Source organism: Clostridium amylolyticum (assembly GCF_900142075.1).
Taxonomy (GTDB): Bacteria; Bacillota; Clostridia; order Clostridiales; family Clostridiaceae; genus Clostridium_AA; species Clostridium_AA amylolyticum.
Map to the genome: position 1 here is coordinate 673,769 of NZ_FQZO01000001.1, position 14,109 is coordinate 687,877.

Annotated in this window: 11 protein-coding genes and 1 other annotated feature; of the genes, 8 read left to right on the plus strand and 3 right to left on the minus strand. The window is 32.5% G+C overall.

Features of this window, described 5'->3' with window-relative positions; translation table 11 throughout:
- Window positions 1–58: 58 nt before the first annotated feature.
- On the minus strand, window positions 59–2,089 hold the full coding sequence (locus BUA82_RS03265) for a putative bifunctional diguanylate cyclase/phosphodiesterase (RefSeq protein WP_073004609.1): 2,031 nt from the start codon (window positions 2,087–2,089) through the stop codon (window positions 59–61).
- Window positions 2,090–2,288: 199 nt separating this feature from the next.
- Here BUA82_RS03265 and surE point away from each other — a divergent pair, with 199 nt between their 5' ends.
- Together surE and BUA82_RS20590 are read left to right on the plus strand one after the other, a co-directional pair.
- Complete coding sequence (gene surE / locus BUA82_RS03270) at window positions 2,289–3,041, plus strand: 5'/3'-nucleotidase SurE (RefSeq protein WP_073004610.1); 753 nt, start codon at window positions 2,289–2,291, stop codon at window positions 3,039–3,041.
- Window positions 3,042–3,382: 341 nt separating this feature from the next.
- Entirely contained in the window at window positions 3,383–3,541 is a 159-nt protein-coding gene (locus tag BUA82_RS20590) for a hypothetical protein (protein WP_178140678.1), read from the plus strand.
- 274 nt (window positions 3,542–3,815) lie between these two features.
- On the opposite strand, the gene cypC is transcribed toward BUA82_RS20590, so the two are convergent.
- Complete coding sequence (gene cypC, locus BUA82_RS03275) at window positions 3,816–5,057, minus strand: CYP152 family fatty-acid peroxygenase CypC (RefSeq protein ID WP_073004611.1); 1,242 nt, start codon at window positions 5,055–5,057, stop codon at window positions 3,816–3,818.
- 298 nt (window positions 5,058–5,355) lie between these two features.
- Between cypC and BUA82_RS03280 the strand changes: the two genes are divergently transcribed.
- From BUA82_RS03280 to BUA82_RS03305, 6 genes are all read left to right on the plus strand, one after another.
- Complete coding sequence (locus BUA82_RS03280; RefSeq protein ID WP_073004612.1) at window positions 5,356–5,658, plus strand: hypothetical protein; 303 nt, start codon at window positions 5,356–5,358, stop codon at window positions 5,656–5,658.
- Between the two features lie 96 nt (window positions 5,659–5,754).
- Window positions 5,755–5,988 (plus strand) — a binding site (T-box leader).
- 118 nt (window positions 5,989–6,106) lie between these two features.
- Complete coding sequence (locus BUA82_RS03285; RefSeq protein ID WP_073004613.1) at window positions 6,107–7,426, plus strand: dicarboxylate/amino acid:cation symporter; 1,320 nt, start codon at window positions 6,107–6,109, stop codon at window positions 7,424–7,426.
- 377 nt (window positions 7,427–7,803) lie between these two features.
- Window positions 7,804–9,240: an NAD(P)/FAD-dependent oxidoreductase gene (locus BUA82_RS03290; protein WP_073004614.1), complete on the plus strand. Its 1,437-nt coding sequence runs from the start codon at window positions 7,804–7,806 to the stop codon at window positions 9,238–9,240.
- Window positions 9,241–9,253: 13 nt separating this feature from the next.
- Entirely contained in the window at window positions 9,254–10,513 is a 1,260-nt protein-coding gene (locus BUA82_RS03295; RefSeq protein ID WP_073005140.1) for an NAD(P)/FAD-dependent oxidoreductase, read from the plus strand.
- A gap of 3 nt (window positions 10,514–10,516) precedes the next feature.
- Window positions 10,517–10,882: a DUF1667 domain-containing protein gene (locus BUA82_RS03300; RefSeq protein ID WP_073004615.1), complete on the plus strand. Its 366-nt coding sequence runs from the start codon at window positions 10,517–10,519 to the stop codon at window positions 10,880–10,882.
- A 119-nt stretch (window positions 10,883–11,001) separates the two neighbouring features.
- The gene (locus BUA82_RS03305) at window positions 11,002–11,613 is read left to right on the plus strand and encodes a DNA-3-methyladenine glycosylase (RefSeq protein WP_073004616.1); all 612 of its coding nucleotides are present in this window, start codon (window positions 11,002–11,004) and stop codon (window positions 11,611–11,613) included.
- Window positions 11,614–11,646: 33 nt separating this feature from the next.
- Here the strand turns inward: BUA82_RS03305 and BUA82_RS03310 are convergent, their stop codons facing one another.
- On the minus strand, window positions 11,647–14,106 hold the full coding sequence (locus BUA82_RS03310) for a transglycosylase domain-containing protein (RefSeq protein WP_073004617.1): 2,460 nt from the start codon (window positions 14,104–14,106) through the stop codon (window positions 11,647–11,649).
- Window positions 14,107–14,109 lie beyond the last annotated feature (3 nt).

A 14,109-nucleotide genomic window follows, 5' to 3' on the forward strand; every position in this document is an offset into this window, starting at 1 on the left:
CGAGGCTCTTAAATAAATATGTATCTAAGACCTTGGTTTTCCTTTTATGAATATTTATTTAAGGATTTTTCTTTATAAAGCTTTCAAACTCACTTACAGGCATGGGTTTACCGAAGTAATAACCTTGGATTTCATCACAGCCATAATCTTTTAATATGGTGTATTGCTCTAGAGTCTCCACCCCTTCAGCTATCACCTTAATTGAAAGGTCGTGGGCAAGAGTTATAATATTTAGTACTATAGATGCTTCCCTAATATCGCTATTAATATCTCTTATAAAAGCTTTATCTATTTTCAAGGAAGATATAGGTAGTTGCTTAAGGTAAGTTAAGGAAGAATAACCTGTGCCAAAATCATCTAAAGCTACTTCTATCCCCATGGAATTAAAAATTTTTATAGTGTTTATGGTTTGATTGATATCTTTTAATGCAGTGCTTTCTGTAATCTCAAACTTTACTAAGGATGGATCTATGTTGTAATTTTGCAGAACATTATCTATATACTGTACAAGATTTTGTTGTTGAAACTGAAGTGGAGAAAGGTTTATAGAAATAGGAACTACCTTAATATTACTATCTTTCCAATGTTTTATTTGTTCAATAGTTTTATCTATGATCTTTTCACCAATATTCACTATTAATCCAGTTTCTTCAGCAATAGGTATAAATTCATTAGGTGAGATAAGGCCTCTTTCAGTATGGTTCCATCTTATTAAAGCCTCCGCTCCTAAAATAGTTTCATCCGTGGCAGAAACTTGAGGCTGGTAGTATATTTTAAATTCATCATTTTCTAAAGCTTTTACCAGGTCTTTTTCCCATTTAAACATTTCTAATAAATCATTTCTCATGGAAGGATTAAAAATTGCGTAGGTATTTTTTCCATTAGATTTTGCAGTGTACATAGCCATATCTGCATTTTTTATTAAGTCTTGAGGTGTAGTGCCGTGAATAGGGAAAATAGATACACCTATACTTACAGAAATATAAAACTCATGGTTATTAATAGTCCATGCTTTCCCTAAGGAATTAACAGTATTTTTGCTAATATCTGAAATATTATCTTTTTCAGTATTAATTTCTTTTATTACAATAAATTCATCTCCGCCAAACCTTGCAGTAAAACAATCCTTAAATATATCTTTAATAAGTTGAGATACTTCTTTCATCAGTACATCACCACAATCGTGACCTAGTGTATCATTAACTGCTTTAAAGTCATCTAAGTCTATAAAAAATACTACAAAATTTTTATCATTCCTATAAGAATTTTGTATGATTTTATTTAACTGTTCAAAAAAGCTGCTCCTGTTAGGGAGACCGGTTATTTGATCATAATAAGCTAAATTATATATTCTTTGCTCATGGAGTTTTCTTTCAGTTATATCTGTGATAGAACCAGCAATTCTTAGTGCATTGCCATATTCATCCCATATACCTTTTCCTCTAAAAGATATCCAAAGGTAATCACCCTTCTTGCGTCTTAGTCTGCATTCCACATTAAACACATCAATTTTACCAAACAAATAATCATTTAGGGTATTTAAAAGGTAATCCCTATCATTGGGATGAATAAATTCTTTCCATTGTTTTTTTTTAACATTGAAAACTGTTTTATTTAAACCTACTAAATTTTCCGCTCTAGAGGAAATAACAAGTTCATTTTTAACTAAATCTAAATCCCAAATACCATCTTGGGATCCGTCAGAGGCGAGTCTATATCTTTCTTCACTTATTCTTAAAGCATTTTCTTTTAAATTAATTTCTTCTAGCTGCTTATGTAGTCTTTCTTTAGCGCTTCTAAGATTTTCATTGGAGCGTCTTAGCCTATTTATACTTAAATAAAGGTATCTTTCTAATTTAGAAATAGATAGGTAAAGTCCTGCTGCGCTAATGACTATGAAAAAAGCTCCTTCCCAATATAAGAAGAGAGTTTTGTCTAAATTAGATTTAACAATTAACTGTACTAATGATTTAGAAGTGAATAACCATAAAAAGCCAAATGCTATATATAAAGTAATGGTAATTAATGTCCTGATACTTTTTTTAGAAGAATTATTCTCATTATCTAAGTTGTTATCTTGTTTAATCATAATAGCCTCACCTTAATAATAATTTTGTTTTAATAATACCCTTATATGAAAATAGTAGCAAATTTTACTTGCAAATGGAATAAAAATAAATAAATAAATAATTTTATTAAAAAATTGATATAATATTAAAAATATATGTTAATATTTACTTATAATAATTATTATTTAAAGAAAATAATTGACTTATAGGAGGGCAAATATGAGAATATTAGTAACTAACGACGATGGAATAGATGCAATCGGAATACTAGCTTTAGCTAAAGAATTAGAAAAAGAGCATGAGGTTATAGTGGCTGCACCCAGTGAGCAAAAAAGCGCTTCAGGCCATAGTATCACCATTACTAGACCACTTTTGGTAAAGGAAGTAAAATTACCAGGACTTAAATCAAAAGCATATAGCGTGGATGGAACACCTGCAGATTGTGTTAGAGTGGCATTAGATAAACTTACAGATGGAAATGTTGACATGGTAGTTTCAGGCATAAACTATGGTGTAAACCTAGGCACTGATGTTTTATATTCCGGTACTGTTTCTGCAGCTATTGAAGCAGCACTTTACAAATTACCTTCCATAGCTGTATCTCAGCATATTAAAGATGGATTTGAAGATTTTACTGCAGCAGCTAAATATGCTAGCACAGTAGTTAAGATAGCAAAAGAAAATGATCTTGAAGGTAAGATAGTATTAAGTGTAAATGTTCCTGCTCTTCCAGAAGAGGACATAAAGGGTATTAAGGTATGCAAGGTAGGTGCAAGGTCCTACACAAACAATTATGTGGCCATTAAACAGGAAGAAGATGGCGTAGTTTATGAACTAAGGGATGAGTTGATAGATATACACCATGAAGGTACAGATACCTTTTATTTAAGAGATGGATATGTAACTATCAGTCCACTGCAATATGATTTAACAAACTTTAGTCTTATTAATGAAGTTTCAAAATGGTTTTAAAGAGCTGAAAGGGCTCTTTTTTTGTACGAAGATTTTTCATTTAAAAATTTTCGTATATTAAACGACTTTCTACTCCTATTAAAGATGTTGGCGATATATCTGTGAACTTATCTAGAGAAAACTTTGAAGCAAAATCTATTACAAAAAGTAATATTCCCAGTGCATTTAGATAAGCTTCTTTTAATAAATGTAATTTTCAAGCTACATAATATCTTCATAAGTTTTAGATATTATATGAATATAGTGAAACAAGATACCACACTAAATAAAGTGAATGAGGTTGACAATTAATTTTATTAGACTACTTTTACATAAGGTTTTAAATAAATCGTTAGGAGATGATGATTATTAAATTATTAAAGATTTTATTTAGTAAGAAATATAAAAGAGAGTATTCAGAAAAAGTTGTAAGGGACTATAATGAAGTAGTTAATAGAATCGAAGAAATTTATATGGAAGCTCTTAAGGATTGTAATAAACTGAAAAATAAAGTTGCTTAGGTTGATAATGAATAATGAAAGTGGAGGAGGTCCGATTTTTTTAGAAGAATGCAAGGTTCTTAATAGTAAGCATTAATATATAATTTAGTTAAAAAAGTGAGGTTCCCTTAAAAGGGGAGATTATTAATTAAATAATAAGCAGTTATGAATTTTATTATAATTCTAACTGCTTATTATAGAATTCTTTACATTTAATTTTTTTAGAACTGTAATGTTTTTAAATAAATGTTAATGAAGATGGATAGTAACTTACTAAATTCTATATACTCATAGTTTAGAATTTTCGTTTAATATTACTCATTATAAATCCACTTTTAGGTAGAGTAGGTATTTTTACTGGACAATAGCTTAAATTCTGGTCTGGAACTTCAAACTCAATATCGTTAACGAGAAAATCTAAACTTTCCTTAATAATTTCTAAGGTAATACCCTCGCCAGGGCAACGATGTGTCTTGGAAGCATCACCGCCACCTTGGGGAATGAAATCAAATAAACTCCCTTTCCAAAGTTTAAACCTTTCTGGATTAAACTCAGCAGGATTTTCCCATATGCGAGCATCATGGTTAATACCATAAACGTCAAGTAAAACCAAAGTTCCTCTTTCAAATTCTAATTCATTAAATACAAAATTCTTTTTCACCCTTGCACCTAAGAAAGGGGTAAAAGGGTAATAACGTCGTACCTCTTGTGCAAACATTTCCATGTAGCTCTTGTCCCCTGAAAGTAATTTCTCTTTACATTCTGGATGTTCATTAAGAGCTAAAGCTGCAAAGGTAATAAAGGTAGAAATAGCAACAATGGGTCTCAATACATTAATAAGTTCTATAGCAGCCATTTGAGTGCTCATCTCATTACCATTAAGTTCCATATGAAAAGCCATGGCATATAGTGCTGTATCTTTTTTAGTTTCCAAACTACCAGAGCGAACATCTTCTATTATCCCTTTTATCCACTCTTCAGTTTTGAATCTTGCTATTTTTCCTTTCCAGTACCGTGGGCCAACTGTTCCAAAACTATCAACCATTGAACTAAAGTCTGCTGCTCGGTTTTCTATTTCTGACTCCTGCAATGGAACTCCTGCCCAATTGCATGCTACCTGGCATAAGATTTTCTTTGCCTCATGAAAAAGTACAACCTTGTTGGTATTCTCCCAATTATCTATAGAAGATCGCAGTTTTTTTCTTACAAGTTCAGCCAATTTCTTTTGACATAGCGGGTTCATCAATGATATAAAGAGTTGTTTTCGGTGAATATGTTCTTTACCATCCATAGTTTGTATTGAGTTTTCCCCAAATAATGTTTTTTGTACACGACTGGGAGCCGCTCCTTTTCTTTTAAACCTCTCTGGATCATAAAACAGTTTTGCTGCTTCCTTACCAGTGATGCAAATTACTTTTTCGCCTAATAAGTGAGTTTCAAATAAATCAGACTGATATTTATCAGCCCTGTTTTTGATAAACAGATATCCATCTTTCAATAAAGCAAGGGAACTGTCAAAGTTTTTATCCTGTACCATATGTTTTTTATTAACATATACTTATCTACTTCCTTTTGTTATGATTGTTAATCAGCGTTTTCATACTTATGATAATCTCTTTAATATTTTATATTTTCCATAATATCTAAAAATTATTCGAAATTTAAATAATGTAAAATAGTAATAAATTTAAGGATAGTTTATGAAAGTATATTAGACTATAAATTATAAATAGATTTTTTGTTTTTTCATATAATCTACATATGGTAAGTATATAATATAGTCATGATATTATTTATTTCTTTATCAATATAAAACATATAGGAGGATTAGATATATGAATTGTCATGAACATAGTAAAGAAGTACAAACCTCTCATAAACATAGCTCTTTGAAGCATATATTACACATGTCTATATGCTGTGGCTTACCGATATTTGTTATTGCCTTGTTGCCAATAATATCAAGAGTTAGTCCTAGAGCCAGTGGTGTAATAGCTTTTATTGTGCCCTTTTTGTGTCCAATAATGATGATTTTAATGTTGCCAAGGATGCTTGGTGGTAGCATGGAGATAGATAGTTGTCAGGATAAAAATGATGAGTCTTATAAAGGAGAACTTGCCAAATCAGATAAACATTAGCAAATTTTATTCGAAATTACTTTTAAAAAAATATATTGACTTTTTATTAAAAAATGATAATATTATAAATCATATAGAAATACTATGAATTAATTTTAAAATGCGATGATCAGGAAAAGTAAACTATAGGAAACAAACAGAGAGAGGCTTTATAGCTGAGAGAGCTTTATGTTGAAATATAGTTGAAGTGCCCCTGTGAGCAGTAAGCCGAAACTTAGTAGGCCATACGGGTGCTCCCGTTATAGAGCTATGGCATGCAAGTGCTTGATAGAGATGGACGTTTACGTCTAATCAGAGTGGAACCGCAGAAGTAAAACTTCTGCCTCTGTATAAATTATACTGAGGCAGGAGTTTTTTTGTTTGTATGCTAAGGCGCCGTGTGCAAGCATTAGAATTTATAGCCAAAGTATAATTTGAACAATAACTTTACCACATAAGGAGGAAATTTATGAATTCACAATATATAGTACTATTGATTTCTGTATTAATAATTAGTTTCTTGCACTTTTTAAAGAAGAAGAAGGTTAGCTTTGGAAATAGAGTTTTTCTAGCAATGTTTTTAGGTATTGCTTTTGGAGCCATATTTAAAAAGACAACCTTAGTTATTGAGCCTATTGGGCAAATTTATATTAACTTAATTAAGATGCTTGTAATTCCATTAGTTACATCTGCTATAATTTCAAGTATAACTAATCTTGATGACCCAGCTAAACTTAAAAGCATAGGGGTTAAGACTTTAGCTTGGTTAGTAGTAACCACCGCTATTGCTTCTACCATTGGAGTTTTACTTAGTCTAATTTTTGACCCTGGTGCTGGAATTAAGCTTACTATGGATACAGCTTATAAGGCTAAAGAAATACCTAACTTTGGAAAAGTACTAATTGATTTAACACCTTCCAATCCTGTTGCTGATGCAGCAAATGCAAAGATAATACCCGTAATAATTTTCTCAATGTTTGTTGGTGTTGCAATTACTATTGAAAACGCTAAAAAGCCAGAGATAGTTAAACCTGCAATAGCTGTTATCAATGGATTTGCTCAAGTAATGTTTAGAATTACTAAGATGGTATTAAAAATAACTCCATATGGGGTATTTGCTCTTATGGCTGCTGTATCTGCTAAGTATGGTCTTTCAACGCTATTACCTCTTGGAAAATTTATTATAGCAGTATATATAGCCTGCATAGTACAAGTAGCAGTGGTTTACACAGGATTATTAGCCTTTGTTTCTAAAATAAACCCATTAAAGTTTTTTAAGGCCATATACCCAGCACAAGTAGTTGCCTTTACTACAAGGAGCAGCTATGGAACCCTTCCAGCCACAATAAAGTGTTTAACAAGCAGAGTGAAAATTTCTGAAAGAATTGCAAACTTTGTTGCTCCAATGGGAGCTTCTATGGGTATGAATGCTTGTGGTGGACTTTACCCAGTAATGGCCGCAATATTCGTGGCAAGGGTGTATGATACACCATTAACCTTTGATAGATATTTAATTCTTATACTGATAACTACAATAGCTTCCTTTGGCACTGCTGGAGTTCCTGGAACAGCATCAATTATGACTACAGTGGTTTTAGCAAGTATGGGACTTCCGGTAGAGGGTATTGCTATGCTAGTAGGCGTTGATACCATTATAGATATGGCAAGAACTGCCACAAATGTTACTGGCAGCTGTGTAACTGCAGTGTTAATTGCTAATTCTGAAGGAGAATTTGATAGACAATCGTTTAATGATGAAGAAATGGATGCTTTAGAATTAACTGTATAGAATATCGACTTGAAATAGGGGCTATTTAAATTTCTATGTTAGATTGGAATCTAGCCACAAAAATATAAAAATAAAGCAGAGAGGCTTGCAGGTTCAAGACCTATTTGATTAAAGATGATAAGGTACTATTAATTTGGAATGGACTTATGATAGCTACATTAGCCACTAGGATATAGTATGTATTTATGGGCTTATATTAATAATACCAGTTATAAATAAAATTAAATAACTTTGTATTACATATAGTTGAAATAAAAAATATATGTTATAATATAAACAAAGATTAATATTTTTGGCGAGTTATAGAGAGCCATCACTAAAGCGAATGCTTATAGTGTGGTTCTTTTTACTTTTTTAAAGATAAGGAGGAAATATTTATGTTTGATGTGGTAATTATAGGTGCGGGTGTTGTGGGTACTGCTGTAGCTAGAGAGTTATCTAGGTATGATTTAAAAATCTGTGTAGTTGAAAAGAACAATGATGTTAATATGGGTACTTCTAAAGCAAATAGTGCAATTATCCATGCAGGATTTGATGCCGTTCCAGGATCTTTAAAGGCTAAGCTAAATGTAATGGGTAATAAAATCATGGATAAGCTTTCAGAGGATCTAGATTTCGAATTCAAAAAAAATGGCTCTATGGTTTTATGTTTCGAAGAAGAAAATATACCTAAACTTCATGAACTAAAAGCTCAAGGAGAAAAAAATGGTGTGGAAGGGATGAAAGTAATTTCTGGAGAGGAAGCAAGAGAAATGGAACCTGCTTTATCCTTAGAGGTTAAAGCGGCTTTATATGCACCAACTGGAGGGATAGTATGCCCTTTTGGAATGAATTTGGCTTTTGCAGAAAATGCTTTTATGAATGGTGTAGAATTTAAATTCAACTATAAAGTTATGGATATGAAAAAAGCAAAGGATGAGTTTATAATAAGCGATGGAAAAGAAGAAATTAAGTCAAAGTTTATTGTAAATGCTACAGGGGTTTATAGTGATGAATTTAATAATATGATAAGTAATAACAAAATAAATATCAGACCAAGAAAAGGAGAATATCTTCTTTTTGATAAAACCGCGGGAGAAAAGGTAGCTCATACAATTTTCCAATTACCTACTAGGTTAGGAAAAGGAATTTTAGTTACACCTACAGTACATGGAAATCTGCTTATTGGACCTAACGCCTTAGACATTAATGAAAAAGACGATGTTACCACTACCAAGGAAGGTATAAAAGAAGTAATGGAAAAAGCAGCTTTAAGTGTTACTAATATACCTATGAATATGGTAATAACATCTTTTAGCGGACTAAGAGCTACAGGTAACACCGGTGATTTTATAATTGGAGAAGCAAAAGATGTACCTGGATTTATAAATGCCGCTGGTATTGAGTCCCCAGGCTTATCAGCTTCCCCAGCAGTAGGTATGATGATTAAAGATATTATAATAGAGAAACTAAAACCTTCTTTGAAAAAAGATTTTATAGAAAAAAGGCAGGGAATAATTAAATTCAGTGAACTATCAAAGGAAGAAAAGCAGAAGCTTATTAAGGAAAAACCAGAATATGGACATATAATATGCCGATGCGAGATGGTTACAGAAGGGGAAATTTTAGATGCCATGAGAAGACCATTAGGAGCAAAAACTTTAGATGGTGTTAAAATTAGAACAAGAGCTGGAATGGGTAGATGCCAAGCAGGATTCTGCACTCCAAAGACTATAGCGATAATAGCCAAGGAACTTGGTATATCACCTCTTGAAGTAACTAAGTTTGGTAACAATTCTAAAGTACTAACTGGAATAAATAAAGAGAATATATAGGGGAGTGATGGGAATGCTAAATTATGACTTAGTTATAATAGGAGGAGGCCCTGCTGGGTTGGCAGCAGCCATTAGCGCAAAAGAAGAGGGAATTGATAAAATATTAATTATAGAAAGAGATAATTTTTTAGGTGGAATATTAAATCAATGTATTCATAATGGGTTTGGATTGCATACTTTTAAGGAAGAGCTCACAGGACCAGAATATGCCCAAAGATTTGCTGTTAAAATAAAAGAGTTAAATATAGATTATAAACTTAATACCATGGTTATAGATCTAAATGAAAATAAAGAGGTTACAGCTATTAATTCAGAAGAAGGGGTAATAACTATAAAGTCTAAAGCCATAATTTTGGCTATGGGCTGCAGAGAAAGACCTAGAGGCGCACTAAATATACCTGGAAGCAGATGTACAGGTATCTATACAGCCGGAACTGCTCAGCATTTTGTAAATATTGAAGGGTATATGCCTGGTAAAAAAGTTGTAATATTAGGATCAGGGGATATTGGTCTTATAATGGCTAGAAGAATGACTTTTGAAGGAGCAGAAGTTAAAGCTGTAGTAGAGCTAATGCCATATTCAGGTGGATTAAATAGAAATATAGTACAGTGCTTGGATGACTTTAACATTCCACTAAAATTAAGCCATACAGTAATAGAAATTAGAGGTAAGGAAAGAGTGGAAGGTGTAGTTATAGCTGAAGTAGATAAAAATAGACAGGCTATACCAGGAACAGAAGAGTATATAGAATGTGATACTTTGCTTTTATCTGTAGGATTACTACCTGAAAATGATATTTCAAGAAAAGCAAATATCAATTTAAACCCTATTACAGGAGGGCCTATAGTGAGTCAAAATCTTTCAACTAGCATAGATGGTATCTTTGCCTGTGGTAATGTATTACATGTTCATGACCTAGTAGATTATGTAACTCAGGAATCTTATGCTGCAGGAAAAAATGCTGCTTCATATATTAAAGGAAGTAAAAAAGATGAGGATAAGATATCTATAAAAACTGGAAAAGGGGTTAGATATACCGTACCTTACTATATAGATAAAAATACTTTAGATGGTGATATTCTAATTAGATTCAGGGTGGATAATGTATATAAAAATTCCTTCTTAGATGTAAAATTGGGTGATGATAGAATAAGTCACGTTAAAAAGAGAGTTGTTACTCCAGGGGAAATGGAACAGATAATAATTAAAAAGCAAAATATAGTAGACAAAGATGATTTAAAAGAAATTACTATAGAAATTAAGGAGGCATAATATATGGAGACAAGGGAGTTAACATGTATAAGATGTCCATTAGGTTGTAATCTAGAAGTTACCCTAGAGGAAGGTAAGGTATTAAAGGTTACTGGAAATACATGTATAAGAGGAGAAGAATATGGCGTAAAGGAATGTACCAATCCTACTAGAATTGTAACTAGCATAGTGCCAGTGATAAATGGCGACGTACCGATGCTGCCTGTTAAAACACAAAATGATATTCCAAAAAGTCTTATGTTTCAATGTATAAAGGAACTAAAGGACATTAAAGTAAAAGCACCTATAAAGATAGGTGACATAATAGTTAAAAATGTTGCAGGTACAGGTGTAGATGTAATTGCAACTAGAGATATTAATATTTCATAGTCTTGACCAAATACCTTTTATAAAGCAAAATGTAGATAATATGCTTTATAAAAGGTATTATTTTTTTATTTAAAGGCATGCTTTTATTATATGAAAAAATACATAGTGAGGTATTTAAGATGAAACTTACAAAAGAATTCTATAATAGAGATTCACTTATAGTGGCAGAGAAACTACTGGGGAAAATATTAGTTAGTGAAGTAAATGGGGAAGTATTAGCTGGAAAAATCGTTGAAACAGAGGCTTATAGGGGGGCGGAAGATAAAGCAGCTCACTCTTATAATAATAGGAGAACTTTAAGAACTGAGGTTATGTTTGGAGAGGCTGCCAGGGCTTATATTTATTTTATTTATGGCATGTATAACTGCATGAATATAGTATGTGAAGAAGTTGGAACACCTCAGGCTGTTCTTATTAGAGCTCTAGAGCCTGTAGAAGGAATAGAATTAATGTGCAAGAATAGATATAAGAAGTTCTATGAAGAATTAACCAACAGAGAAAAGGTCAACCTATCTAACGGACCAGGAAAGCTTTGCAAAGCACTAAACATAGATAGGACTCTAAATGGCGAGAATCTTTTAGGTGATAAGTTATATTTAGTGGAAGGGGAGAAAATTAATAAAAAGGATATTGTGTTAGCTAAAAGGGTAGGCATTGACTATGCAGAAGAAGCAAAGGATTTTTTGTGGAGATTTTATATAAAAGATAATAAATATGTTTCAAAAAAATAAAGCGTGCACTCATGCACGCTTTGTTTTTTAATTTTAAGTAGCAGGTGGCTCACCATTCCCATTGGGAGGAGTTCCGCTATTACCATTTCCGGTGTCATTACCAGTATTATTATTTCCTCCATTTCCTCCACCAGGGTTAGTGGTATTACCGGTAGGTGGTGTTGTAGGTGGTGTTGTAGGAACTGGTACTGGTTTAGTATCATCCTGTTCTGTAGGAAGAACATATTTATCGTCTTCTAAAGCCTTACTAGGTTTGTAATTTCTTTTTATAAATACTTTTTTAACCCTTAATTCAGCAGGGGTATTTTCATTGGCTAGTTTATTATTGGAAGAATTAACTTCAGCTTCCACATGAACATCACATAAGGATGTTGGAACTGTACCTTCTAAAAAGTAATCAGTAACTACTCTACTACCCCTTGGATCTTTTTTACATAGATCTGTAGCAAGCAAACCAGAATCAGCACAAACAGAAGCTCTTACAATGCCACTAGGCTTCTCTATATCATTGGTAGAAAGACCTTCATTGGCTTTTTTCATTATCTTGCTCCAAGCTGCGGCAGCTTGATTACTGTTTATACTTAATTTTGCAGGGATATCTTCACCTACCCATACAGCGGCGGAAAGGTGAGGAGTTAATCCAGAAAACCACACATTTTTATTTTCTGAGGATGTACCGGTTTTACCGGCTACAGGCATATCACCAAATTTAGCTTTGGTGGCTGAATAGCTTAGAGGTCCTTTAAGCATATCGTACATTATAAAAGCCGTCTGAGGTGAAATAACTTTTCTTTGTTCAGGGGTGGCTTCTAAAAGTACTTTACCAGTCTTATCCACTACTTTGGTATACAAAAGTGGTTCAGTGTACATACCATTATTACCAAAAGTTCCGTAAGCAGCAGCCATATAATAAGGGTTAGTACCCCAAAATTCTCCTAATCCAAGAGCAGCTATACTACCCTTCTCATCAGGAACATTATTAAAATCTATACCGAATTTTTCAGCATAAGCGGCTCCGGTTTTAACACCCATTTCATATTCTAGTTTAAGAGCAACTAAGTTAATAGAATACTTAATAGCTTCTCTAAGGTTTACGTAACCTCTGAAACGCTTATTATCGTTGTTAGGTTCATAATTAGGGTAAGTCTTTTTCATTTGATCTGTTAATGGACTATCCTCAACAACAGTTCCTGCAGTAGCAAATTTTGTATCTATAGCAGGGGCATAAACTGTTAATGGCTTAAGGGAAGATCCTGGAGGTCTATGAAAATTCTTCAAGTCATAGGCTCTATTATAAGATCCAGGGGGTTGATCACCTCTTCCACCTACTATGGCTTTTACTTGTCCTGTTTTATAATCCATTACCACAGCAGAAGCCTGGGGTTGAATAGTCTTATTTTTGTCTAAATGGGATTTTATTCCAAAGGTTTTATCATCGTCTAAAACCTTTTGGGTATTTTCTTGAATGGCTTTATCCATAGTGGTATAAATTTGAAGCCCGCCATTTAATAAAACTTTTTCTACTTCAGAATTAGTATATTTATACTTATTTTTCAAGTGATCTCTCACTTGATTTATTACAGGTCTTGAAAACCATTCAAAGTTTAATTTATTGGGGTTTTCAACTTTTCTAAGAGCGATTACATCTGCAAAGGTTTTTTGAAGTTTTCCTGCATTTAAATCATTCATTGCAGCAGTATATTCGTCATTATTTATTTTTCCAGTTTCCTTCATTTTAGATAAAACAGTTTTGGTTCTATTAATATAAGGGGTAGGATTTTTTTGTGAATTGGTGGTAAGAGCATTATATTTATCTGTACTTTGTGTTACCCCTGCCAAATAAGCACATTCTAATAAATTTAGCTGATCCACATCTTTATTAAAGTAATACTGAGAGCCCATTTCAACACCATATGTAATACCACCTAAAGGAATGGTGTTCATATATGCCTCTAATATTTGATCCTTTGAAAGTTGTTTTTCTAAGTTTATTGCTAAATACATCTCTTGAATTTTTCTTGTTGCACTTACTTCATTAGTTAACACGGTGTTTTTTAATAACTGTTGAGTAATGGTGGAAGCACCATGCATCCCTGATTGTTTTGAAATTATCTTTTTAACATCGGTATAAATAGCTCCTAAAATTCTTCTTGGATCGATGCCGTTATGACTTTCAAATCTTTCATCCTCGATACTTATAAAGGCATTTTGAAGATTTTTTGGCACTTTACTTATAGGAACCACGTGCCTTTTTACTTCTGTAGGAACGTCGTCCATATATTCACCTTTATTATCATATATTCTTGATATCTGTTCTAAGGTTAAAATTTCTTTGACATCAAGAGGAGGGGCTGACTTTATAACAGCATAAACATATCCTCCGCCACCTACAGCTGCAGTTAATATAATAAATAATATGGTTAAGGCAACAACTTTAAAAATTCTGCCAGCTTTTCGGTTCTTTTTATTTTTTGGTTTCTTTTTCTCTCCCATGTT